The organism is Streptomyces sp. JL2001, from assembly GCF_050917515.1.
Taxonomy (GTDB): domain Bacteria; phylum Actinomycetota; class Actinomycetes; order Streptomycetales; family Streptomycetaceae; genus Streptomyces.
In genome coordinates this window covers 5,999,956-6,022,580 of the sequence record NZ_CP169421.1, presented here as the reverse complement: position 1 = coordinate 6,022,580, position 22,625 = coordinate 5,999,956, and the positions used below count along the sequence as shown (strand labels likewise).

Here is a 22,625-nt window from a genome sequence, read left to right as displayed (position 1 = left end):
CGCCATGCCCGGCCGCAGTGCAGCCACAGGTGTATTCGCGTACGGCGCCGCCGCCGGTCTGGCGGCGGACCTGCTCGTCGGCGACCCCCGCCGCGGCCATCCGGTCGCCGCGTTCGGACGGGCCGCGGGCGCCGTCGAACGGCTTCTCTGGCACGACCACCGCGGGTGGGGCGCCCTGCACACCGCCGTCTGCGCCGGTGGCGCGACCGCGGCCGGCGCGCTGGCCGCACGGGCCGTACGGGACCGGCGAGCCGCCTCCGTCGCCCTGACCGCCGCCGCCGTGTGGGCCGTCGTCGGCGGCACCACCCTGGGCCGGGAGGCCCGTGCCGTCGGCGGGGCGCTCGCCGCCGGGGACCTGGACGTGGCCCGCGAGCGGCTGCCCCATCTGTGCGGGCGCGACCCGCAGTCCCTCGACGGCCCCGCGATGGCCCGCGCCGTCGTCGAGTCGGTCGCCGAGAACACCTCCGACGCGGTCGTGGGGGCGCTCGTCTGGGGCGCCGTCGCCGGGGTGCCGGGGCTGATCGGCTTCCGTGCGGTGAACACGCTCGACGCGATGGTCGGCCACAAGTCCCCGCGCCACCGGCGCTTCGGCTGGGCCTCGGCCCGGCTCGACGACCTGGCGGGCTGGCCGGGCGCCCGGCTGACCGCCGTGCTCGCCACGGTGGCCGGCGGCGACCCGCGGGGCGCCGCCCGCGCCTGGAAGGCCGACGCCGGCCGGCACCCGAGCCCCAACGCGGGCCCGGTGGAGGCCTCGTTCGCCGGCGCCCTCGGCGTACGGCTCGGCGGGACGCTCTCGTACGGCGGGCGGGTAGAGCACCGGCCGGTGCTGAACGGGGCGGGACGGGACGTGGAGGTCGCGGACATCGAGCGGGCCGTGCGGCTGTCGCGGCGCGTGACGGGACTGACGCTGGCGGCCTGTGTGGGCGGCCGGCTGATCATGGGTGCGATCAAGCGGAGGCGGATATGAGGGGCGGACTGCTGGTCGCCGGGACCACGTCCGACGCGGGGAAGAGCGTCGTCACGGCCGGCATCTGCCGCTGGCTGGTCCGCCAGGGGGTGAAGGTGGCCCCGTTCAAGGGCCAGAACATGTCCCTGAACTCCTTCGTGACCCGCGAGGGCGCGGAGATCGGCCGGGCCCAGGCCATGCAGGCGCAGGCGGCCCGGGTGGAGCCGACCGCGCTGATGAACCCGGTGCTGCTGAAGCCGGGCAGCGACCGCTCCAGCCAGGTCGTGCTGATGGGCCGGCCGGTGGGCGAGCTGAGCGCGCGCGGCTACCACGGAGGCCGGCAGCGGGAGCTCTTCGAGCCGGTCATGGCGTGCCTGGAGGAGTTGCGGGGCACGTATGACGCCGTGATCTGCGAGGGGGCGGGCAGTCCGGCCGAGATCAACCTGCGGCGCACGGACATCGTGAACATGGGCATCGCGCGGGCCGCACGGCTGCCGGTGCTCGTGGTCGGCGACATCGACCGGGGCGGGGTGTTCGCCCAGTTCTTCGGGACGACGGCCCTGCTCGCGCCGGAGGACCAGGAGCTGATCGCGGGCTATCTGGTGAACAAGTTCCGCGGCGACGTGACGCTGCTGGAGCCCGGGCTCGACATGCTGCACGGGCTGACCGGCCGGCGGACCTTCGGCGTCCTGCCGTACGCCCACGGCCTCGGCATCGACGAGGAGGACGGACTGCGGGTCTCGATGCGCGGCGCGGTCCGCGAGTCGGTCGTGGCGCCGCCGGTCGGCGAGGACGTCCTGCGGGTCGCGGTCTGCGCGGTGCCGCTGATGTCCAACTTCACGGACGTGGACGCGCTGGCGGCCGAGCCGGGCGTGGTGGTGCGCTTCGTGGACCGCGCCGAGGAGCTCGTCGACGCGGACCTGGTGATCGTGCCGGGCACCCGAGGGACGGTGAAGGCACTCGCCTGGCTCCGCGAGCGCGGCCTCGCCGACGCGCTCGCGCGCCGGGCCGCGGAGGGCCGCCCGGTCCTCGGCGTCTGCGGTGGTTTCCAGGCGCTCGGGATCCGGATCGAGGACGAGGTCGAGTCCAAGGCCGGGGCCGTGGACGGGCTCGGGCTGCTGCCGGTCCGGGTCCGGTTCGCGGTCGACAAGACGCTGGCCCGGCCGGTCGGCGAGGCGCTCGGCGAGCGCGTGGAGGGCTACGAGATCCACCACGGCGTCGCCGAGGTGCTGGGCGGGGAGCCGTTCCTGGACGGCTGCCGGGTCGGCGCCGTCTGGGGGACGCACTGGCACGGCTCGCTGGAGAGCGACGGCTTCCGCCGGGCGTTCCTGCGCGAGGTGGCGGCGGCGGCCGGGCGGCGGTTCGTCCCGGCGCCCGACACGTCGTTCGGCGCGCTGCGCGAGGAGCAGCTGGACCGGCTGGGCGACCTGATCGAGGAGCACGCGGACACGGACGCGCTGCTGCGGCTGATCGAGAGCGGTCCGCCGGCCGGGCTGCCGTTCATCCCGCCGGGCGCCCCGTGAGCGCCGCCGGCACCCGGACCGGCACCATCCGCGCATCCGCCGGCGCCCACGCGCGCACCCCCGTCGGCACGCGCCGCCCGCTCGCGCGCGAGGCGCGTGCGCCCCGGGACACCCACAGCGAACCCGAAGGAAGGATCGACCGATGAGCACCCGGTACCCGTTCACCGCCGTCGTCGGCATGGACGACCTGCGGCTGGCGCTGCTGCTGAACGCCGTCAGCCCGGCGGTGGGCGGTGTCCTCGTCCGCGGCGAGAAGGGCACCGCCAAGAGCACGGCCGTCCGCGCGCTCGCGGACCTGCTTCCGGAGGTTCCGGTGGTGGCGGGCTGCCGGTTCAGCTGCGACCCGGCCACGCCCGATCCGGCCTGCCCGGACGGGCCGCACGAGGCCGCCGCGGCCGCCGCCCGCGCCGCGCGCATGGTGGAACTGCCGGTCGGCGCCTCCGAGGACCGGCTGGTCGGCGCCCTCGACATCGAACGGGCCCTGGCCGAGGGCGTGAAGGCGTTCGAGCCCGGGCTCCTCGCCGACGCGCACCGTGGGATCCTCTACGTGGACGAGGTCAACCTCCTCCACGACCACCTGATCGACCTGCTGCTCGACGCCGCCGCCATGGGCTCCTCGTACGTCGAGCGCGAGGGAGTCTCGGTGCGGCACGCGGCCCGCTTCCTGCTGGTCGGGACCATGAACCCCGAAGAGGGCGAGCTGCGGCCGCAGTTGCTGGACCGTTTCGGGCTGACCGTCGAGGTCGCCGCGTCCCGCGAGCCCGAGCAGCGGGTCGAGGTCGTGCGGCGCCGACTGGCGTACGACGACGATCCGGCCGCCTTCGCGACGCGCTGGGCCGACGAGGAGCGCGCGCTGCGGGACCGGATCGTCGCGGCCCGGGCGCTGCTGCCGGCCGTGGTCCTCGGCGACACCGCACTGCTCCGGATCGCCGCGACCTGCGCCGCGTTCGAGGTCGACGGCATGCGCGCGGACATCGTGATGGCCCGCACCGCCACGGCGCTGGCCGCGTGGGACGGACGGACGGACGTCACCGCCGAGGACGTGCGGCAGGCGGCCCTGCTCGCGCTCCCGCACCGCAGGCGGCGCAATCCCTTCGACGCGCCCGGCCTCGACGAGGACAAGCTCGACGAGACGCTGGACCGGTTCCGGGACACGGACACGGACACGGACGACGACGACCCGGATCCGGGCCCGGGCGACGGCGGCCCCGGCGGAGGCGGGGGCGGGGGCGTACCGCCGCAAGGCGAGGGGCCGGAGGCGGCCCCGGAGAGCACCGGGTCGGACGAGGGTCCGGCGTCCGCTCCCGCGCCGGGCGGGTCCGGCGCGGGCGAGCGGGCCGCCGTCAAGGCGGCCGAGCCCTTCCGGACGAAGATGCTCAGCGTGCCCGGGCTCGGCGAGGGTGCGGCCGGGCGCCGCTCCCGCGCCCGTACCGAGCACGGCAGGACGACCGGCGCCGTGCGCCCCCGGGGCACGTTGACGAAGCTGCACCTGTCGGCGACCGTGCAGGCCGCCGCGCCGCACCAGAAGGCCCGCGGGCGTACCGGTGCCGGGCTGGTCGTCCGCCGGGACGACCTGCGGCAGGCGACCCGCGAGGGCCGCGAGGGCAACCTGGTGCTGTTCGCCGTGGACGCGTCCGGTTCGATGGCGGCACGGCAGCGGATGAGCGCCGTCAAGGGGGCCGTGCTCTCCCTGCTCCTGGACGCCTACCAGCGGCGCGACAAGGTCGGTCTGATCACCTTCCGCGGCCGGGACGCCGAGGTGGCGCTGCCGCCGACGTCGTCGGTGGACGCGGCGGCCGCCCGCCTCGAACAGCTCCCGACCGGCGGCCGTACGCCGCTGTCGGCCGGGCTCCTCAAGGCGCACGACGTGCTGCGCGTCGAGCGGCTGCGCGACCCCTCGCGCCGGCCCCTGCTCGTCGTCGTCACCGACGGCCGGGCGACCGGCGGCAAGGACCCGGTCGCGCTGGCCGCCCGGGCCGCGCGGCTGCACGCCGCGGAGGGCACGGCGGCCGTCGTCGTGGACTGCGAGACGGGGCCGGTGCGCCTCGGGCTCGCCGGGGATCTCGCCCGTGAACTGGGCGGCACCGCAGTGACCCTGGACGAGCTGCGCGCCGACTCGATCGCCGGACTCGTCAGGGACGTACAAGCCGGACACGCGACCAGGAGGGCCGCTTAATGCCACAGGGACAGCCGACCGTCGTTCCCGACGACGGTCTGACCACCCGCCAGCGCCGCAACCGTGCGCTGGTGATGGTGCACACCGGCGTCGGCAAGGGGAAGTCGACCGCCGCCTTCGGCATGGCGCTGCGCGCCTGGAACCAGGGCTGGCCGGTCGGGGTGTTCCAGTTCGTCAAGTCCGCCAAGTGGCGGGTCGGCGAGGAGAACGCCCTCAAGGCGCTCGGCGAGACGGGCAAGGGCGGCCCCGTCACCTGGAACAAGATGGGCGAGGGCTGGTCCTGGATCCAGCGCGAGGTCGCCGAGGGCGAGCAGTCGCACGAGGACAAGGCTCGCGAGGGCTGGGAGCAGGTCAAGCGGGACCTGGCCGCCGAGGCGTACAAGTTCTACGTCCTCGACGAGTTCGCCTATCTGCTGCACTGGGGCTGGATCGACACCGCCGAGGTGGTCGAGGTGCTGCGCGACCGGCCGGGGCAGCAGCACGTGGTGATCACCGGCCGCAACGCGCCCCAGGAGCTGCTGGACTTCGCGGACCTCGTCACCGACATGTCGAAGGTGAAGCACCCGATGGACGCGGGTCAGAAGGGCCAGCGGGGCATCGAGTGGTAGCACGTCTCGTCATCGCCGCGCCGTCCTCCGGCGCGGGCAAGACCACGGTCGCGACCGGCCTGATGGCCGCGTTCGCCGGGCGTGGTCTGGCGGTGTCCCCGCACAAGGTGGGCCCGGACTACATCGATCCGGGCTACCACGCCCTGGCCACCGGCCGACCGGGCCGCAACCTCGACGCGTACATGTGCGGTACGGGCCTGGTCGCGCCGCTCTTCGCGCACGGGTCGCGCGGCTGCGACCTGGCGGTCGTCGAAGGGGTCATGGGGCTGTACGACGGCGCCGCCGACCAGGGCGAACTGGCCTCGACCGCGCAGGTCTCGAAGCTGCTGAAGGCTCCCGTGGTGCTGGTCGTGGACGCCTCGTCCCAGTCCCGGTCGGTGGCCGCTCTGGTGCACGGCTTCGCGTCCTGGGACCCGGAGGTGCGGATCGGCGGGGTGATCCTCAACAAGGTCGCCACCGACCGGCACGAGCACCTGCTGCGCGAGGCCCTCGGGGAGTCGGGCGTGCCGGTGCTCGGCGTCCTGCGCCGGGCTCCGGCGGTCGCGACGCCGTCGCGGCACCTGGGCCTGGTGCCCGTCGCGGAGCGGCAGGCGGCCGCCGTGGAGGCGGTGGCGGCGCAGGCGGAACAGGTGCGCGCGGGCTGCGACCTGGACGGGCTGCTGGCGCTCGCGCGCAGCGCCCCCGACCTCCGCACCGAGGCGTGGGACCCGAACGGTCCGTGGGCCGGGGTTCCGAGCCGGGCGGCCCAGCGGCCGCGGCGGCCGGTCGTGGCCGTCGCCGGCGGGGCCGCGTTCACCTTCTCGTACGCCGAGCACGCCGAGCTGCTGACGGCAGCCGGCGCCGAGGTCGTCACCTTCGACCCGCTGCGGGACGAGAGCCTGCCCGAGGGGACGTCCGGGCTCGTCATAGGCGGCGGCTTCCCGGAGATGTACGGACCGGAGCTGTCCGCCAACGAGCCGCTGCGCAAGGCCGTGGCCGAACTGGCGCGCTCCGGCGCCCCGGTCGCCGCGGAGTGCGCGGGGCTGCTCTACCTGGCGCGGTCCCTCGACGGGACGCCCATGTGCGGGGTCCTGGACGCCGACGCGCGGATGTCCGAGCGGCTCACCCTCGGGTACCGGGACGCCGTGGCCGTGAGCGACAGTCCGCTCGCCGCCGCCGGCGCCCGGATGCGGGGCCACGAGTTCCACCGGACCGTGATCGAGCCGGCCGCCGGCGCGCGGGCGGCCTGGGGGCTGCGGCAGCCCGAGCGCCGGGTCGAGGGCTTCGTCCAGGACGGGGTGCACGCGAGCTACGTGCACACCCACTGGGCGGGGGCGCCGGAGGCCGCAGCGCGGTTCGTCGCGCACTGCGGGCCCGGCCACGGCGCGGAGTCGGGTACGTGACGTCAGCCGGACAGGCCCACCACCAGCCAGATGAATCCCACGCCCGACACCGTGCACAGCAGGGTGGAACGGGCGGGGTGTTCGTGGTGGGCCTCGGGGAGGATCTCGGCGGCGGCGAGGTAGAGCAGGGCGCCGCCGAAGAACCCGAGATAGCTGCCGAGCAGTTCCTCCGGCAGGGTGAACAACAGGGTGGACGCGGCGCCGAGGATCGGCGCGAGCGCGTCCGCGACCAGCATCGCGACCGCCCTGCGCCGGGCGTTCCCGTACAGGCTGGTGATCGTGTACGTGTTGAAGCCGTCGGCGAAGTCGTGGGTGATGACGGCGAGGGCCACGGTGGCGCCCATGCCTCCGCCGACCTGGAAGGCGGCGCCGAGCGCGATGCCGTCCATGAGGCTGTGCAGGATCATGGCCGCCGCCGCGGTGAGGCCGACCTGCGGGACCCGCTCGTCGGCCCCGACGCCGTGCGCGGCCCGGCGGACGGCCAGCAGCCGCTCGACCACGTGGGCGAGGAGGAAGCCGCCGACGAAGAGCAGCAGCGCCTGCGGGACGCCGAACACCCGGTGCCCCGCGGCCTCCATGGCCTCCGGCAGGAGGTCGAGACCGACCACGCCGAGCATGAGCCCGCCCGCGAGGCCGAGGACCAGGTGGCGCCGGTCGGTGACGCGCTGCGCCGTCCAGCCGCCGAACAGCGTCATGAGGAACGCGCCGAGCGCGACGAGTACGGCCATGCGCCCTTGCTATCCGATCGGCGGGGCCCCGCGCACATCACCGCGCGGGGCGCGGAGAGGCCGGCCGCATGATCACGGTGATCGGGTCCGGTGCGGGCGCGGACGCGGGCTCCCCGGCCGGCGGGACCGCGTGGGTGGTGGACGTCCGGGGCGACGTGTTGACGCAGGGGGATCTCGACCTCATCGGCAAGCACGTGTCCGAGGGCGGGACGCGGGTGGTGGTGCGCGCGCTCGGGGACCCCGGATTCTTCGGGGTGGTGCGGGCGCTGGCCGCGCGCTTCGGGGCCGAGGCGCTCGACGTGCGGCCGGGCCCCGGCGCGGTGGGTCTCGCCTTCGCCCGGCTGCGGCGGTCGTGGGACGACGCCGTGGTCGTGGACGGAGCCGCCGCGGGTGTGGCCGGGGCGGCGCTGGACCGTGCGGTGAACGTGTGCCGGGCGCATCCCAAGGTGGCCGTGCTGCCGGGTCCCGGCGTGGGTCCGGCGGAGCTGGGCGCCGAGCTGGTGCACCGGGTCGAGTCGCGGACGCTGGTGGTGTTCTCGGCGCTCGGCGACCCGTTCCGTGAGCGCGTGGAACGGGTCGCCCCGCACGAGGCGATGTGCCGCGTCTGGGAGGGCGTGAACCTGGTCCTGTGCCTGGACGAGACCCGGGCGGAGCGACCGGCTCCCGCCGTGACCGGTCCGCTCACCGGGCCGGGCGGCTGGGCGCTGCCGGACGCGGAGTTCGGGGCGGGCGCGGGGGCGGCTCTCGCACGGTCGTCGGGAGCGGCGTCGGTCGCGGAGGGGCCGGACGCGACCGTCGCCGCGCCCGTGCCGCCGCTGCCGTACGAGGCGCGGGCGCTGGTGCTGGCCCGGCTCGGGCCGCGTGCCGGGGACCTGGTCTGGGACATCGGTTCGGGCTGCGGTTCGGTGGCGGTGGAGTGCGTCCGGCTGGGCGCGGCGGCGGTCGCGGTGGAGCGCACCGCGGGCGGCGTCGAGCGGATCCGCGGGCACGCGGCCGCGCAGGGTGCCGAGCTGCGGGTGGTGCACGGGGCGGCGCCCACGGTCCTGTCGCATCTCTCCGATCCGGACGGGGTGTTCGTCGGGGGCGGCGGCCGGGATCTGCGGGCGGTCGTGCTGGCGGCGGCGCGGCGCGCGCGCCGCGCGGTCGTGGTCGCCCCGAGCGCGCTGGAGGAGGTGGCTCCGGTCCGTGCGGCGCTGGCGGCCTGCGGGTTCGCGGTCGACGGTGTCCTGCTGCAGTCGCAGCGGCTGCTGCCGCTGCCCGACGGGTCCTCGTCGCTGGCCCCGTCGGCGCCGGTGTTCCTGGTCTGGGGCACCCGGTGACCGCGGGCGGGGCGGCGGAGGCGTGGCCGGCCGGCGGGCTGGTGGCCGGGGTCGGCGCGCGGTCCGGGGTCGGCGCGGACGAGGTGACGGGTCTGCTGGAGTCGGCGCTGCGGGAGGCAGGGCTGCCGGTCTCGGCCGTGCGAGTGCTGGCGACGGTGGCGGCGCGCGCGGCCGAACCGGGGATCACGGGCACGGCGGAACGGCTCGGGGTGCCCGTGCGGGCGTACCCGTCCGAGGTGCTGGCGGGTGTCCCGGTGCCGCATCCGTCCGCGGTGCCGCTGGCGGCGACGGGGACCGGTTCGGTGGCGGAGGCGGCGGCGCTGCTGGCGGCCGGCGAGGCCGGGGGCGGCGCCGAACTGGTCGTGCCGAAGCGGAGATCGCGGCGCGCTACGTGCGCCCTCGCCCGTTCCGTACCGCTTCGTCCGAACGAACAGGCTCTCCCCGTACGGTTGTTGCCCTCGGGACACGGGTACACCGGTGGTCAGGCGGCGTTCGACCCACCCCCACCCAGCCCGGCGCCCGAACTCCGCTCACCCCCCACCATCCCCACCCACCCGACGGCGGCCATGGATACGCACGCGCACAGAGACGCCCACGATCTGCGGCACCACGGTGACGCGGAGGTACGGGACGAGAAGCTGATCGACCTCGCGGTGAACGTCCGGACGAACACTCCCCCGGACTGGCTGCGGGAGCGGATCGCGGACTCGCTGACAGGGCTCGCCGCCTATCCGGACGGCCGCTCCGCCCGGGCTGCGGTCGCCGAACGGCACGACCTCCCGGCCCGGCGGGTGCTGCTCACGGCGGGCGCGGCGGAGGCGTTCGTGCTCCTCGCCCGCGCGCTGCCCGCCCGGCACCCGGTGGTGGTGCACCCGCAGTTCACCGAGCCCGAGGCGGCGCTGCGCGACGCCGGGCACGAGGTGGGGCGGGTGCTGCTGCGCGCCGAGGACGGCTTCCGGCTGGATCCGGGGCTGGTTCCCGAGGACGCGGATCTGGTGGTGATCGGGAACCCGACGAACCCGACGTCCGTGCTGCACCCGGCGGAGACGATCGTGTCGCTGGCGCGGCCGGGACGGACGCTGGTGGTGGACGAGGCGTTCATGGACGCGGTACCGGGCGAGCGCGAATCGCTGGCCGGGCGGACGGACGTGCCGGGTCTGGTGGTGCTGCGGAGCCTGACGAAGACCTGGGGGCTCGCGGGGCTGCGGATCGGCTACGTCCTCGCGGACCCGGAGACGATCGCCTCGCTGGAGCGGGCCCAGCCGCTGTGGCCGGTGTCCACGCCGGCGCTGGTCGCCGCGGAGGCGTGCATGTCCCGGGCGGCGCTCGCGGAGGCGGAGCTCGCGGCGTACCGGGTCGGGGTCGAACGGGCCCATCTGCTCGCCGGACTGGCGGAGTTCGACGAGGTACGGGCGGTGGCCGCCGCGGAGGGCCCGTTCGTGCTGGTGCGGATCGACCGGGCGGACGTGGTGCGCGAGCGGTTGCGGGCGCTGGGCTTCGCGGCGCGCCGCGGCGACACCTTCCCGGGCCTCGACCGGAACTGGCTGCGGCTCGCGGTGCGGGACCGGGTGACGACGAACCGTTTCCTGCAGGCCCTGGACCAGGCGCTGCTCATCGCGGGCTGACGGCGGCGGGGCGGACACCGGCCCCCGGTGCGCCGCGGGGAGGGCGGTGCCGTCGGCCTCGCCCTCCCCGTGGTGTGCCACGGGCCCGACACGCCTCGGTCCGTGGCGGGCGGCACGGACCCCCCGGCGCTCCCCGGCACCGATCCGCGCGCCCCAGCTCGTGTCGGCCGGGACCTTGGGCCTCTCGGCCCCCCCTCGGTCCCGGCTCCCACTCCCCCGTTCCCCCTGTCCCTCCGCCCCCCCTGGGGCCTCGTGGCCCGGGGCCGTCAGCCGCGGGCGCGGCCGCGGGCCAGGACGAGCGCTCCGCCACCCGCGGCGAGCAGTACGACGGCGCCGCCCGCCAGGTACGGGGTCATGGAACCGCCGCCGGTCTCGGCGAGGTTCTGGCCGGTCGGGTTCGAGCCGCCGTTCTGGGTCGTCACACCGCTCCCGCCGGTCGGCTCGGCGGACGGCTGTCCGGTGGGCCGCTCGGTCGGCCGCTCGGTGGGCTGCCGCGTCGGCTCCTCGGCGGGACGCGTCCCCTTCGGCGTCCTGCAGGTCGCCTCGGCCAGCGTCACCACGCCCTTGACCTCGGCCACTCCCAGGTCCAGCGGGTTGACCTCCACCTTGAGCTCCAGGGCGGTGGCGGCGGCCGTGCGCGAGGTCGTCGAGGTACGGGACAGGTCGAGGGTCACCTTGCCGACGCGTGGCACGACGACCTTGGTCTGCCCGCCCGTCGACAGGGTCGTCTTCTTGCCGAAGACGGTCACGTGCCCGAGGACGTTGGCCTCGGCCACCGGACGCCCGCCCGTCTCGCACAGCGCCTTGGCGGTGACCTTCTCGATCTCGATCAGGGACAGCAGGGGCAGACCCGGCACGTGCACCCGGGCCTTGACCAGGTTCACGTACCCCTCGGCCTTCTTCTCGTCCACCGTCGCCCTGGAGGTGGCGACATCGGCCCGCAGGATGTCGATGGGCCGGCCCTTCTCGGCCCCCTTCACCTTCACCGTGAGGGCCGTCCTGTTCTCCGTCTCGGGCGCCTTGACCTCGTTGAGGGAGGTGCGCAGCGGCACGTCCACGGTCTTGTCGAGCAGCGAGACGTCGAGGCCGGTCCGCAGGACGACGGCGGTGGCACGCCCTTCGCCGCCCGTGGCGTGCGCCGCGGGGGCCGCCAGGACCACGGGGCCGACGGCCAGCGCGGCGACGGTCGCGGCAGCGGCGGTACGGCGTACGGGCAGACGGAAGGTGTTGCTGTTCACGGTGGCGGAACCCCCACGGAGGACGAAAGGCGTCGCCGGCCGCACACCGCGGGGACACGCGGTCCGTGCGGCGCCGGCGACTGGGACACCGGAATCTTTACGCACGGAGAGTGAACCGGCAGACACCTGACGTGAGTTCACTCCAAAGGGGGGTTTCCGTGTCCATATTCGATTCTTTCGGCACACCCGTTCCCGCGAGTCCCGCGCGTCGCATGCCGTGCGGGCGCGCGCGGAAAAGATTCAACGACGTGCACCCGCTCCGGGTAACGGAAAGTCAACCCGACGCCGCAGGTGGCGGCTTCGGGTCGACCGGCGGGAAGGCCCTGCTCAGGAAGCGCGCCAGTAGCCGAGGGCGTGCACCCGCTCCTTGGGCAGCGACAGGTCCTTGCGCAGGTACGAGCCGAGGGTGCGGGTCGTGGCCGTGTCGCAGGCGACCCAGACGTACGGGTCCTCGCCGGCCAGGTCCGGAAGCTCGGCCTTCACGCGCTCGACGAGGGCGGCGCCACCGTCCGCGCGCGGGACGCGTCGCAGGTCGTGCCGGTCCGGGTCGAGCCGTACCGGCAGTCGCTCGTCGGAGTCGTGCACGGTCTCGAACCACAGGGTGGCCGGCACCCCGGGCATCGCGTCGAGCAGCGAGTTGACCGCCGGCAGGGAGGCGGCGTCACCGATCACGAACAGGCGCTCGGGGCGCGGCTCGGGGACGGTGAAGCCGGTTCCCTGGAGGGTGGCGGCCACGGTGTCGCCGGGCTTGCAGGTGCGGGCCCAGTGGCTGGCGAGCCCGTCGTGCAGGGCGAACTCCAGGCTGAAGGTGCCGGCCTCCGGGTCCGGGTCGACCAGGGTGTAGGCGCGCTGGTGCGGCTTGCCGCCGCCCTCGAACCAGATCCGGACCCACATCGTCGGGTGGACTCCCGCGGCGGCGAGCAGCCCGCCGTCCGTGACGTGCACGCGGCGGTAGTGCTCGGTGACCTGCTCGGCCCCGGTCACCGTGAACGTGAAGTCCTTGCCGCGCATCAGCTTGAGGACCACCCCCTCCCAGCCGTGCCCCATCGCGCTCTCCTCCCCTTGGGCCCGGGATTGCTTCCCGGACGGTCGTCACATAAGTTAGGGCAGCCTAACCTAAGAGAGATCGGGAACAGAGTGACATTCGAGGTCTTCCGGGACGCCTGGGGGATTCCGCATCTGCGGGCCGCCGGTCCGCGCGAACTCGCCTTCGCGCAGGGGCGCGTGACCGCCACGGACCGGGCCTGGCAACTGGAGGTCGAACGCCACCGGGCGCAGGGCACGACGGCGGCGTTCCTCGGAGCCGGCGAGATCGCCTGGGACACCTTCGCACGGCGGGCGCGGCTCGCCGACACCGCCCGCCGCTGCTTCGACCGGCTCGACGCCGAGACGGCCTCCTGGGTGCGCGCGTACGTGGCCGGGGTCAACGACGGCCTGCCGGAAGGGGCCCGACGGGCACCGGAGTTCGCCGCGACCGGACTCGTCGCCGGCCGGTGGGAGCCGTGGACGCCGCTGGCGGTCTGGCTGACCACCCACATCCTGTTCGCCGGCTTCCCGACCAAGCTCTGGCGCGAGGAGGTCGCCACGCGGCTCGGCGAGGAATGGACCGAGCTGTTCGCCACCGACGGGCCGGGCACGGCGGGCTCCAACGGCTGGGTCGTGTCCGGCGGACGGACCGCGAGCGGCGCCGCGATCGTGGCCGGCGACCCGCACCGCTTCATCGAGGCGCCCGGCGTCTACCAGCAGATCCGGCTCGCCTGCCCCGCGTACGACGTGGTGGGCCTCGCGGTCCCGGGCGTCCCCGGACTGCCGCACTTCGGCCACACCGGACACGTGGCCTGGGCGATCACCAACGCCATGGCGGACTACCAGGACCTGTACCGGGAACGGCTGCGCCGTGGCCCGGCCGGGGACGTGCAGGCCCTCGGCCCCGACGGCTGGCGTCCGGCGGCCGTCCACACGGAGACGATCGACGTCGCGGACGCCGATCCGGTCGAGGTCGAGGTCGTCGAGACGGACCGCGGGCCGCTGATCACCGGACCGCTGCCGGCGACGGCGGAGGCCGACGCGCACGCCGGTTCCGGACAGGCCGCCGCGTCCGGCCAGGACACCGCGGCGGCCTGGGAGGCCGTCAGCCTGCGGTACCTGCCCCGGGTGACCGGCGAGCTGGGCTTCGGCGTGCTGGGCGAACTGCTCGCCGCCCGCACCGTCGCGGACGTGGACCGCGCCGTCGACGGATGGATCGAGCCGGTCAACGTCGTCCAGGCCGCCGACGTCGACGGCGGCCTGCTGCACCGGGTCGCCGGGCGGGTGCCCGTCCGCGACCGGGTCAACTCCCTGCGGGTGGTGCCCGCCTGGGAAGCGCGCCACGCCTGGCGGGACGCCCCCGCTCCGCTGCCGCGGGCCGACGTCGACGGCCACGCGGTCATGGCCAACGCCCGGGGTCTCGCGGCCCCGCTCGGCGTGGAGTTCGCGCCGGCCCACCGGGCGGCCCGGATCGACACCCTGCTCGCCGCGTCGACCGCCTGGACCCCCGAGGCGATGGCCTCGGTCCACACGGACACCGACAACCCCTCCGCCGCGCGCCTCCTGGCCGCCGTACGGGCGACGGACCCGGCGCCGCCGCACGACGCGGACGCCGCCCTCTCCCCCGCCGCCGCGCGGGTGCGGGAACGTCTCCTCGCCTGGGACCGGCGGATGGAGGCCGACAGCACCGACGCCGGGCTGTACGCCGCCGTCCGCGGCGCCGTGGTGCGCCGGCTCGCCGGGCACGCCACGTTCGCGCCGCTCCGCGAACGCACGCCGTACCCCGACGTCTTCCAGCCCTGGCTCGCGCTCGGACCGCGGGTGGCCTACGCCCTGGAGACGCTGCTCGTCACCGGCCCCGTACCGGCGGCCGACGTCGCGCGGATCGTCCGCGAGGCGCTCGAGGAGGTCGCCGCCGGGCCCGAGCCGCTGGCCTGGGGCGCGACGCACCGGCTGGCCCCCTGGCAGGCGCTGGCGGACGCCGACGACGCGCAGTGGCCCGGTCTCGCCGGGGACCACGACTGCGTGCTGTCCACGTCCAGCGTCCCCGGCTACACCGACCGCAGCGCCCGCAGCTCGGCCGCCCGGTACGTGTGGGACCTCGCCGACCGCGACGCCAGCCTCTGGGTCGTGCCGTTCGGGGCCTCGGGCGTCGCCGGCGACCCGCACCACCGTGACCAGCTGCCGCTCTGGCTGCGCGGGGGCCTCGCCCCCGTCACCACCGACTGGAACCACCTCTCCAAGGAGCTCCCCCATGACGACCACTGAGCCCGCGCACCTGCAGACCGTCGAGGGGTTCGGCACCGTTCGCATCGACCGCATCGACCCCGACGCCGACGCCGCCCTCATCCACGGCTGGGTCAACGAGGAGCGGGCCCGGTTCTGGGGCATGGGAGGCACCACCGTCGAGCAGGTGCGGGACATCTACGCGCACCTCGACTCGCTCAGCACGCACCACGGCTACCTGGCCCGTCGCGACGGCGAGCCCGTGGCGATCTTCCAGACCTACGACCCCGCCGCCGACCGCGTCGGCGAGTGCTACGACGTGCAGCCCGGCGACATCGGGGTGCACCTCTTCCTCGCGCCGACCGCCCGCCCCGAGCCCGGCTTCTCCGGCGGCCTGCTCACGGCGCTGACCGCATTCGCGCTGGCCGGCCGCACCCGCGTCGTCGCCGAGCCGGACGCCGACAACGAGAAGGCGATCGCCCGGCTGGTGCGCGCCGGCTTCGCCCTGGGCCCGGAGGTCGTCCTGCCTGAGGTGGACCTCCCGGAGGTCTTCATCCCGGAGAAGAAGGCCCGTCTGGCGTTCCTGACCCGCTGACACGCCGTCCGCGGGACCCCTGTGACGCCCGGGCCCCAGCCGATCGGGCGGCGGATCAGCCGATCACCCGTCCGTCGACGACGACCCGCCGCGGCGCCGCGAGAGCGCGGACGTCCGCGCGCGGGTCCTCGTCGTAGACGACGAGGTCCGCCGGGGCCCCCTCCTCCAGGGCGGGCCGGCCCAGCCAGGAGCGCGCTCCCCAGGTCGTCGCCGAGAGGGCCTCGAGCGGCGGGATGCCCGCCTTGACCAGCTCCTCGACCTCCGAAGCGACCAGGCCGTGGGCGAGGGAGCCGCCCGCGTCGGTGCCGACGAAGACCGGGACGCCCGCGTCGTAGGCGGACCGGACGGTGTCGTAGCGGCGCTCGTACAGCCGCCGCATGTGCGCCGACCAGCGCGGGAACTTGCTCTCGCCACCGTCCGCGAGCCGCGGGAAGGTCGCGATGTTCACGAGCGTCGGCACGATGGCGACGCCCCGCTCGGCGAAGAGCGGGATCGTGTCCTCGGTCAGTCCGGTGGCGTGCTCGATGCAGTCGATCCCGGCCTCCACGAGGTCCCGCAGCGAGTCCTCGGCGAAGCAGTGCGCGGTGACCCGCGCCCCGAGCCGGTGGGCCTCCGCGATCGCCGCCTCGACCTCCGCCCGCGGCCAGCAGGCGGTCAGGTCCCCCGCGTCCCGGTCGATCCAGTCGCCGACGAGCTTGACCCAGCCGTCGCCCCGCCGCGCCTCCCGGCCCACGTACTCCACCAGCTGCGGCGGCTCGATCTCGTGGGCGTAGTTGCGGATGTAGCGGCGGGTCCGGGCGATGTGGCGGCCGGCACGGATGATCTTCGGCAGGTCCTCGCGGTCGTCGATCCAGCGGGTGTCCGAGGGCGAGCCGGCGTCGCGGATGAGCAGCGTGCCCGCGTCGCGGTCGGTCAGCGCCTGCTTCTCGCTCGTGGCGTCGTCGACTGGGCCGTGCCCGTCGAGGCCGACGTGGCAGTGCGCGTCGACCAGGCCGGGCAGGACCCAGCCCCGCACCTCCAGGGCCTCGCCCGACGGCCGGGTGAAGGTGATCCGCCCGTCGACGCACCACAGTTCGTCCCGTACGTCCTCCGGGCCGACGAGCACCCGCCCCTTCACATGCAGCACCACGCGATCGCTCATGTCTGCACTGTACGAGGGACGGCCGCCCGGCCGGCCCCCGGCCGTCGGGCGGGCGACTGGGCCGGGCGGGCGGACAGGACCTAGTCGTCGATCACCGCCCCGAAGCGGGCGTCCGCGGCGGGTGCCCCGAACGTCGCGGCCGAGAACGTCCGCGAGCCCACGGGCGTCACCCCGCCCGACGGGGCCGGGAACAGCCAGACGCAGCCGTCCGCGGTGTCCTCGCCCGGTGCCGAGACGAGCAGCTCGAAGCGGCCGTCGGCGTCCGGGTCGACGAAGCGGACCTGGCCGCCGAAGGCGTCGCCCTTCTCGATCACGCCCGGTACGGAGGTCGTGCTCTGCGTCCAGGACTCGGCGCGGGCGGCCGTCGGCCCCCGGGGCGAGCCGCGCAGCACCGTGATCATGCCCGCGTCGGCGGCCGTTCCGATGTCCTCGCCGGGTGCGCCGATCGCGAGATCCGCGTACCCGTCACCGTCCGTGTCGCCGACGGAGAGGTCGGCGCCCCAGCCGTCACCGCGCTCGGAGGTGCCGGGGACGCCGGTGGTGTTCTGGGTCCACCACTCGGGCGGGGTGCCGACGCCCGTGGCCCCTTCCGGTCCCTGCGGGCCGCCGCGGTAGACGCCGACCATGCCGCCGGTCGTGCTCTCGCCACCGTCGTCGGGGCTGTGCGGCTCACCGGTGACCAGGTCGTCGTAGCCGTCGCCGTCGAGGTCGCCGGAGGCGGCGACCGGCCCGCCGCGCAGGGAGCGTTCGAAGACGAGGGCGTCGCTGCCGCCCGCGAGGTACCAGGACCAGCCGTGGCCGGGCTCGGCGCCGGTGCTCACTCCGCTGATCACCACGTCGGCGAAGCCGTTGCGGTCGTAGTCACCGGTGGTGACGGACCGGGCGATGATGTCGCGCAGGGGCTCGTCCGCCCTGGCACCGGCCCGGGGGCGCGGCACGGCGCGGGTGTCGTGCCCGCGCGTCGCCTCCGGCGCGGGGGCGGACTCGAAGACGTGCCACTCGACCCGGCCGCGGTCGAGGGCGATGAGCTGGTCGCCGGTGGTCTCCGCGGTGAAACGGCCGGCGGCGAAGGCCGAGCCGAAGCGCGCCCCGGCGGTGGTCCCGAGCAGGCTGCCGAGCCACTGGCTCCCGCTGCCCCGCAGGCCGTACCGGCTGCCCCACAGGACGACGGCGCCACCCGCGTCCGCGGTGCGGCCGATGTCCTCGCCGGGAGCGCCGACCACGGCGTCGTCGTAGCCGTCGCCGTCGAGGTCCCCGGTGGCGACGGCGGTCCCGAAGCCGTCGCCGGCCTCGGCCGTGCCGGGCACCCCGCCGGTGTCCTGGCTGAGGACGGTGGCGCGGGCGGTGTCCAGGCCGCGGGCCGTGCCGTACTGGACGGTGACGAGGCCGGCGCCCCGCCTGCCGCCGACGCTCGCGCCCGGGGCGCCGACGAGGACGTCGTCACGGCCGTCGCCGTTGAAGTCGGTGTTGCGGTCGTCCGCGCGGGTCCCGCCGGGGACTCCGGCGTGGGCGGCGGGTGCCGCCACGAGCCCCGCGCCCGTGACGAGGAGAAGGGTGGCCGCGGCGAGGGCGGCGGAACGGTGCTTGCGCATGGAGCGGCTCCTGGAATCGGAACGATCCGGGCTGCATCGGGGGTGTGGCCGGACGGGCCCGTCCCGTCTCCGGCACAGGGTTCGACACCGCCGGGGCCACGAGGGTTGTACGGGCGGCCGGACTCCGGTCGGTGAGTGCCGTACGGGTCCCCGAGGGGGTCGTCGGGGCGCGGATGGCGGGTCGGGCACCTGCACGGGCCGCGGAGGCCGTCTCGGTACCCTGAACCGGAGCTCCACCCGCACAGAACCGAGTCGAAGAAGGCACCGCCGTGACCGTGACACACCCGCTCCTGGACCTGGCCCCGCTGACCGCCGGGCAGTTCGCGTCGATCGAGCGCCGGGTGGCCGCGCTGCTCAGCACCGAGCAGGACGTGGTGATCACGCAGGGCGAGGCGCTGCTGCCCCTGGAGGGGTGCATCCGCAGCGGGGCGCGGCCGGGCTCGACCGCGCTGAACATCGTCACCGGCCCGTACGGGCAGACCTTCGGCAACTGGCTGCGGGACTGCGGCGCGACGGTGGTGGACCTGGAGGTGCCCTTCCACACCGCGGTGACGGCCGCTCAGGTGGAACGGGCCCTGGCCGAGCACCCGGCGATCGACTTCGTGTCGCTCGTCCACGCGGAGGCGGCGACCGGCAACACCAACCCGGTGGCGGAGATCGGCGAGGTCGTGCGGGCGCACGGCGCGCTGTTCTACCTCGACGCGGTGGCGTCGATCGGCGCCGAGCCGGTGCTGCCGGACGCGTGGGGCGTGGACATGTGCATCATCGGCGCCCAGAAGGCGATGGGCGGACCGGCCGGCGTCTCGGCGGTGTCGGTCAGCGCGCGGGCCTGGGAGCGGTTCGCCGCCAACCCGGCCGCGCCGCGCCGTTCGTACCTCTCGCTGCTGGACTGGAAGGAGCGCTGGATCGACGGCGGGCGCAAGGCGCTGCTGCACGCGCCGGCGCAGCTGGAGATGCTGGCCCTGGAGGCGTGCGTGGAGCGGATCGAGGCGGAGGGTCTGGACGCGCTGATGGCCCGTCACGCCTCCGCGGCGGCCGCGACCCGGGCGGGCGTCCTGGCGCTGGGCGGTGGTCTGGAGCCGTACGTGCACGAGGCGCGGGACGCGGCCCCGGTCGCGACGACGCTGCGCTCCCCGGCGGGTGTGGACGCCTCCGAGCTGGTCGCGCGGGCCCTGGCGGCCGACCCGTCGCTACCGCTGATCGCGGGCGGCGGCGCGCTGGCGAAGGAGATGATCCGGGTCAACCACTACGGGGTGGACGCCACGCCGGGCGCGGTGCAGTCCTCGCTGGCGGCGCTGGGCGCGGCGCTCGGCGAGACGGGCCGGACGGTGGACCTCGAAGCCGCGCGGCGCGCGGTCACGGAGACCTGGGGCCGCTAGGGAACGTCTGCTGCCCGCGAGTCGGGCCGGGGCGCGACGCCGACGGGCCGGCCCGGGCCGGGGCGCGACGGCGACGGCGACGGCGTCAGTGGGTCCTGTGCCCGGTCCGGAACGGCCGAGGTCCTGGGCCGTCGCCGCCTGGGCCGCGCGGGCCTGGAGTCCGCGGTGGGCCGCCTCCCCTCACCGCCGGCGGTCGCCGGCGGCCGGAGATGCGGTCACAGCGCGGGGTAGTCGGTGTATCCGCGGTGGTCGCCGCCGTAGAAGGAGGCGCGGTCCGGGGTGTTGTACGGGCCGTCGGCGCGCAGCCGGGCGGGCAGGTCCGGGTTGGCGATGAAGAGGGTGCCGTACGCGACGATGTCGGCGGTCCCGTCCTCGATCAGGGCCAGCGAGGAGGCGGCGGTCGGGCCCTCCGTCGCCGGGTTGAGGACGAAGGTGCCGGTGAACTGCTTGCGCAGGGCGAGGGTCAGTTCACGGACGGCCGGCGTGGCCTCCAGCACGTGCAGGTACGCGAGGCCGAGCGGCTCGATCGCCGCGACGAGGGCCGTGTAGGTCTCCTCGGAGCCGGTCTCGGCGATGTCGTTGTAGGGGTTGGCCGGGGAGATCCGCAGGGCGGTGCGCTCGGGGCCGATCTCGGCGGCGACGGCGCGGACGACCTCGACGGCGAAGCGGATCCGGTTCTCCACGGAGCCGCCCCACTCGTCGGTGCGCCGATTGGAGCCGGTGGCGAGGAACTGGTGGACCAGGTAGCCGTTCGCGCCGTGGATCTCGACGCCGTCGAAGCCGGCGTCCACGGCGTTGCGCGCCGCGGCGGCGAACTCGGCGACGGTGGCCCGTACCTCGTCGCCGGTCAGCTCGCGGGGAGTGACGAAGTCCTTGGGCCCCTCGAAGGTGAAGACCTGGCCGGCGGCGGCGACGGCGGACGGGCCGACCGGGTGGAGGTCGCCGTCGAGGAGGTCGGGGTGGCCGATCCGGCCTGTGTGCATCAGCTGGACGAAGATCGTGCCGCCGCGCGCGTGGACGGCGTCGGTGACCTCGCGCCAGGCGGCGGTCTGCTCGGCGCTGTGCAGCCCGGGGGTGCCGGGGTAGCCCTGGCCGACGGCGGTGGGCTGGGTGCCTTCGGTGATGATCAGGCCGGCCGTGGCCCGCTGGGCGTAGTACTCGGCCACGAGCGGAGTCGGCGTGCGCCCCTGGACGTCGGCGCGGCTGCGGGTCATCGGGGCCATGGCGATGCGGTTGGAGAGCCGCGCGCCGGCCAGGTCGATCGGGTCGAAAGCGGTGGTCATGGCTGTCCTCCGAAATTTATGTGGTCGGCCAAATATGTGGCCCGTCGCCACTGTAACGCATTATTTGGCCGGCCAAGGTAATCTGGGGACATCACCCCCGCGAGGAGCAGAGCGATGTCCGAGAGCACCACCGCACCCCCGTCCGAGCCCGTCTGTACCGGGCCGCTGCCCTCCGCCGCACAGGGCGGGCCGGTGAGCCACGGGCTGTCCCGGGTCGCCCGGCTGCACCGGATCGCGGCGGGCCGGCTGCTGAAGGACGTGGGGCTCTTCCCGGGTCAGGAGTTCCTGATGATGTGCCTGTGGGACTGCGGACCGGTCCGGCAGTCGGAGCTGATCAAGGCGATGGGGCTGGACCCCTCGACGGTCACGAAAATGCTCCAGCGCCTGGAGCAGAGCGGCCATGTGCGACGCAGCCCGGACCCCGCCGACCGGCGCGCGGTCCTGGTCGAGGCCACGGAGGAGGCGCGCGGGCTCCGCGCGGACGTGGCGGACGTCTGGACGGGCCTGGAGGGGTACACGCTGGCCGGCCTCACGCCGGACGAGCGCGGTGAACTGGCCCGTCTGCTGGCCAAGGTCGAACGGAACCTGTGCGTCGAGATGGCCGACTGCCCCGAGCTCGGGGCGACCCGCCCCGCCGGCCCGGGCCGGACCGACACCCCGGGCTGAACCGATCCCGGTGATCCGCCGCGTCCGGCTCCGGACATCCGCCGTGTCCTGCCCCGAAGCCCCCGGACTCCGGGGCCGGACGCGGCGGAAGGCGGTCAGCCGCCCAGGACGGCCAGCGCGTGGTCCACGTCCGCGGCGGAGTTGTACAGGTGGAAGGACGCGCGCAGGTTGCCCGCGCGGGCCGAGAGCAGGATGCCGGACTCACGCAGGTCGGCCTGGCGCTCGCCGAGGCCGGGGACACCGACGATGCCCGAGACGTCCGGCACCGGCGCGTACCCCAGCGCGGTGAGCCCCTCCCGGAAACGCGCCGCGAGGGCCTTGTTGTGCGCCTCGATCCGCTCGATGCCGACCTCCTCCAGGAGGGCCAGCGAGCGGGCGGCGCCGTGGTACGAGAGGAAGGCCGGCGGCTCGTCGAACCGCCGTGCGGAACGGGCCAGTTCACGCACCGGGCCGTAGCTGTTGACCCACAGCTCCTCGCCCGTGACCCAGCCCGCGTGGATCGGCAGCAGCGAGTCCTGCGCCTCCTCCGTGACGGTGAGGAAGGAGGCGCCGCGCGGGCAGAGCAGGTACTTGTAACCGCCGGCCACCGTGTAGTCCCACTCCCCCGCCCGCAGCGGCAGCCAGCCGGCCGACTGCGTGGCGTCCAGGAGCGTCCGGGCCCCGTGTGCCGCCGCCGCGGCGCGTACCGCCGCGAAGTCCGCGGTCCGGCCGTCCGCCGACTGGACGCCGGAGAAGGCGACGAGCGCGGTCTCGGGCCGGACGGACTCGGCGAGGAGTTCGAGCGGGACGAAGCGCGTCTTGAGGTCGCCGCGGACGGTGAACGGGGTGATGACCGAGCTGAAGTCGCCCTCGGGGAAGAGGATCTCGGATCCCGCCGGCATCGACTGGGCGATCATGCCGACGTGGACGGAGACCGAGCTGCCGACGGCGACGCGGTCCGGGTGGACGTCGACGAGCCGGGCGTACATCGCGCGGGCCTCGGCCACGATGTCGAAGCTGCCGGCGCCGTCCGGCCGCCCGTCCGCCGTCTCCTCGGCGAGGAGCGTGATCGCCTCGATGGTCCGGCGGGGCAGCAACCCGCAGGTGGAGGTGTTCAGGTAGGTGTACCGGGGCGCGAACTCGGCTCCGCCGAGGGGGTCCATGACATCCATGTCCCCAGGTTGGGTTCCCCC

Annotated in this window: 18 protein-coding genes; 11 read left to right on the top strand and 7 right to left on the bottom strand. The window is 75.4% G+C overall.

Going from position 1 to position 22,625, the window contains the following annotated elements; all coding sequences use genetic code 11:
- Nucleotides 1-4 precede the first annotated feature (4 nt).
- The 5 genes from ACE1OA_RS26865 (at nt 5) to ACE1OA_RS26845 (ending at nt 6,635) form a co-directional block, all read left to right on the top strand.
- Nucleotides 5-967 carry a cobalamin biosynthesis protein gene (locus ACE1OA_RS26865; protein ID WP_356605591.1) on the top strand — a complete coding sequence of 321 codons (963 nt, stop codon included), beginning with the start codon at nt 5-7 and terminating at the stop codon, nt 965-967.
- Nucleotides 964-2,469: a cobyric acid synthase gene (locus ACE1OA_RS26860; protein WP_356778959.1), complete on the top strand. Its 1,506-nt coding sequence runs from the start codon at nt 964-966 to the stop codon at nt 2,467-2,469. Before ACE1OA_RS26865 ends, ACE1OA_RS26860 begins: the two co-directional genes overlap by 4 nt.
- A gap of 142 nt (nt 2,470-2,611) precedes the next feature.
- Nucleotides 2,612-4,645: a putative cobaltochelatase gene (locus ACE1OA_RS26855; RefSeq protein ID WP_432753506.1), complete on the top strand. Its 2,034-nt coding sequence runs from the start codon at nt 2,612-2,614 to the stop codon at nt 4,643-4,645.
- The gene (gene cobO / locus ACE1OA_RS26850; protein WP_356605597.1) at nt 4,645-5,253 is read left to right on the top strand and encodes a cob(I)yrinic acid a,c-diamide adenosyltransferase; all 609 of its coding nucleotides are present in this window, start codon (nt 4,645-4,647) and stop codon (nt 5,251-5,253) included. The genes ACE1OA_RS26855 and cobO overlap by 1 nt, the downstream gene beginning before the upstream one ends.
- Nucleotides 5,247-6,635 (top strand): cobyrinate a,c-diamide synthase, encoded by a 1,389-nt coding sequence (locus ACE1OA_RS26845; RefSeq protein ID WP_356605599.1) that lies wholly within the window; start codon nt 5,247-5,249, stop codon nt 6,633-6,635. Before cobO ends, ACE1OA_RS26845 begins: the two co-directional genes overlap by 7 nt.
- 2 nt (nt 6,636-6,637) lie before the next feature.
- Here the strand turns inward: ACE1OA_RS26845 and ACE1OA_RS26840 are convergent, their stop codons facing one another.
- Nucleotides 6,638-7,363: a ZIP family metal transporter gene (locus ACE1OA_RS26840; RefSeq protein WP_356778962.1), complete on the bottom strand. Its 726-nt coding sequence runs from the start codon at nt 7,361-7,363 to the stop codon at nt 6,638-6,640.
- A gap of 68 nt (nt 7,364-7,431) precedes the next feature.
- Between ACE1OA_RS26840 and ACE1OA_RS26835 the strand changes: the two genes are divergently transcribed.
- Together ACE1OA_RS26835 and cobC are read left to right on the top strand one after the other, a co-directional pair.
- Nucleotides 7,432-8,682 (top strand): bifunctional cobalt-precorrin-7 (C(5))-methyltransferase/cobalt-precorrin-6B (C(15))-methyltransferase, encoded by a 1,251-nt coding sequence (locus ACE1OA_RS26835; protein ID WP_356605603.1) that lies wholly within the window; start codon nt 7,432-7,434, stop codon nt 8,680-8,682.
- A complete protein-coding gene (gene cobC, locus ACE1OA_RS26830; RefSeq protein ID WP_432753505.1) occupies nt 8,679-10,307 on the top strand; it encodes an Rv2231c family pyridoxal phosphate-dependent protein CobC in 1,629 nt (542 codons plus the stop codon). The genes ACE1OA_RS26835 and cobC overlap by 4 nt, the downstream gene beginning before the upstream one ends.
- Nucleotides 10,308-10,573: 266 nt before the next feature.
- On the opposite strand, the gene ACE1OA_RS26825 is transcribed toward cobC, so the two are convergent.
- Both ACE1OA_RS26825 and ACE1OA_RS26820 read right to left on the bottom strand, forming a co-directional pair.
- On the bottom strand, nt 10,574-11,545 hold the full coding sequence (locus ACE1OA_RS26825; RefSeq protein WP_356605607.1) for an SCO1860 family LAETG-anchored protein: 972 nt from the start codon (nt 11,543-11,545) through the stop codon (nt 10,574-10,576).
- Between the two features lie 327 nt (nt 11,546-11,872).
- A complete protein-coding gene (locus ACE1OA_RS26820) occupies nt 11,873-12,592 on the bottom strand; it encodes a siderophore-interacting protein (protein WP_356605609.1) in 720 nt (239 codons plus the stop codon).
- A 90-nt stretch (nt 12,593-12,682) separates the two neighbouring features.
- On the opposite strand from ACE1OA_RS26820, the gene ACE1OA_RS26815 reads away from it, so the two are divergent.
- Together ACE1OA_RS26815 and ACE1OA_RS26810 are read left to right on the top strand one after the other, a co-directional pair.
- Complete coding sequence (locus ACE1OA_RS26815; RefSeq protein ID WP_386541983.1) at nt 12,683-14,839, top strand: penicillin acylase family protein; 2,157 nt, start codon at nt 12,683-12,685, stop codon at nt 14,837-14,839.
- Complete coding sequence (locus ACE1OA_RS26810) at nt 14,826-15,392, top strand: GNAT family N-acetyltransferase (protein ID WP_356778967.1); 567 nt, start codon at nt 14,826-14,828, stop codon at nt 15,390-15,392. The genes ACE1OA_RS26815 and ACE1OA_RS26810 overlap by 14 nt, the downstream gene beginning before the upstream one ends.
- Nucleotides 15,393-15,447: 55 nt before the next feature.
- Here the strand turns inward: ACE1OA_RS26810 and ACE1OA_RS26805 are convergent, their stop codons facing one another.
- Nucleotides 15,448-16,533, bottom strand: a complete 1,086-nt coding sequence (locus ACE1OA_RS26805; protein WP_386541985.1) for an amidohydrolase family protein — start codon at nt 16,531-16,533, stop codon at nt 15,448-15,450.
- Nucleotides 16,534-16,613: 80 nt separating this feature from the next.
- On the bottom strand, nt 16,614-18,125 hold the full coding sequence (locus ACE1OA_RS26800; RefSeq protein ID WP_432753504.1) for an esterase: 1,512 nt from the start codon (nt 18,123-18,125) through the stop codon (nt 16,614-16,616).
- A gap of 275 nt (nt 18,126-18,400) precedes the next feature.
- On the opposite strand from ACE1OA_RS26800, the gene ACE1OA_RS26795 reads away from it, so the two are divergent.
- Nucleotides 18,401-19,504: a pyridoxal-phosphate-dependent aminotransferase family protein gene (locus ACE1OA_RS26795; RefSeq protein ID WP_356605702.1), complete on the top strand. Its 1,104-nt coding sequence runs from the start codon at nt 18,401-18,403 to the stop codon at nt 19,502-19,504.
- A 215-nt stretch (nt 19,505-19,719) separates the two neighbouring features.
- Here ACE1OA_RS26795 and ACE1OA_RS26790 read toward each other — a convergent pair whose 3' ends face one another.
- Nucleotides 19,720-20,787 (bottom strand): alkene reductase, encoded by a 1,068-nt coding sequence (locus tag ACE1OA_RS26790; RefSeq protein WP_356605619.1) that lies wholly within the window; start codon nt 20,785-20,787, stop codon nt 19,720-19,722.
- A gap of 114 nt (nt 20,788-20,901) precedes the next feature.
- Here ACE1OA_RS26790 and ACE1OA_RS26785 point away from each other — a divergent pair, with 114 nt between their 5' ends.
- Nucleotides 20,902-21,453 carry a MarR family winged helix-turn-helix transcriptional regulator gene (locus tag ACE1OA_RS26785; RefSeq protein WP_384875694.1) on the top strand — a complete coding sequence of 184 codons (552 nt, stop codon included), beginning with the start codon at nt 20,902-20,904 and terminating at the stop codon, nt 21,451-21,453.
- 95 nt (nt 21,454-21,548) lie between these two features.
- Here ACE1OA_RS26785 and ACE1OA_RS26780 read toward each other — a convergent pair whose 3' ends face one another.
- Complete coding sequence (locus ACE1OA_RS26780) at nt 21,549-22,595, bottom strand: aminotransferase class V-fold PLP-dependent enzyme (RefSeq protein WP_432754099.1); 1,047 nt, start codon at nt 22,593-22,595, stop codon at nt 21,549-21,551.
- Nucleotides 22,596-22,625 lie beyond the last annotated feature (30 nt).

Coding starts and splice junctions, on each gene's coding strand:
- ACE1OA_RS26865 (WP_356605591.1), top strand. CDS start 5: ATGCCCGGCCGCAGTGCAGCCACAGGTGTATTCGCGTACGGCGCCGCC.
- ACE1OA_RS26780 (WP_432754099.1), bottom strand. CDS start 22,595: ATGGACCCCCTCGGCGGAGCCGAGTTCGCGCCCCGGTACACCTACCTG.
- ACE1OA_RS26810 (WP_356778967.1), top strand. CDS start 14,826: ATGACGACCACTGAGCCCGCGCACCTGCAGACCGTCGAGGGGTTCGGC.
- cobO (WP_356605597.1), top strand. CDS start 4,645: ATGCCACAGGGACAGCCGACCGTCGTTCCCGACGACGGTCTGACCACC.
- ACE1OA_RS26855 (WP_432753506.1), top strand. CDS start 2,612: ATGAGCACCCGGTACCCGTTCACCGCCGTCGTCGGCATGGACGACCTG.
- ACE1OA_RS26790 (WP_356605619.1), bottom strand. CDS start 20,787: ATGACCACCGCTTTCGACCCGATCGACCTGGCCGGCGCGCGGCTCTCC.
- ACE1OA_RS26800 (WP_432753504.1), bottom strand. CDS start 18,125: ATGCGCAAGCACCGTTCCGCCGCCCTCGCCGCGGCCACCCTTCTCCTC.
- ACE1OA_RS26840 (WP_356778962.1), bottom strand. CDS start 7,363: ATGGCCGTACTCGTCGCGCTCGGCGCGTTCCTCATGACGCTGTTCGGC.
- ACE1OA_RS26805 (WP_386541985.1), bottom strand. CDS start 16,533: ATGAGCGATCGCGTGGTGCTGCATGTGAAGGGGCGGGTGCTCGTCGGC.
- ACE1OA_RS26785 (WP_384875694.1), top strand. CDS start 20,902: ATGTCCGAGAGCACCACCGCACCCCCGTCCGAGCCCGTCTGTACCGGG.
- ACE1OA_RS26860 (WP_356778959.1), top strand. CDS start 964: ATGAGGGGCGGACTGCTGGTCGCCGGGACCACGTCCGACGCGGGGAAG.
- ACE1OA_RS26820 (WP_356605609.1), bottom strand. CDS start 12,592: ATGGGGCACGGCTGGGAGGGGGTGGTCCTCAAGCTGATGCGCGGCAAG.
- ACE1OA_RS26835 (WP_356605603.1), top strand. CDS start 7,432: ATGATCACGGTGATCGGGTCCGGTGCGGGCGCGGACGCGGGCTCCCCG.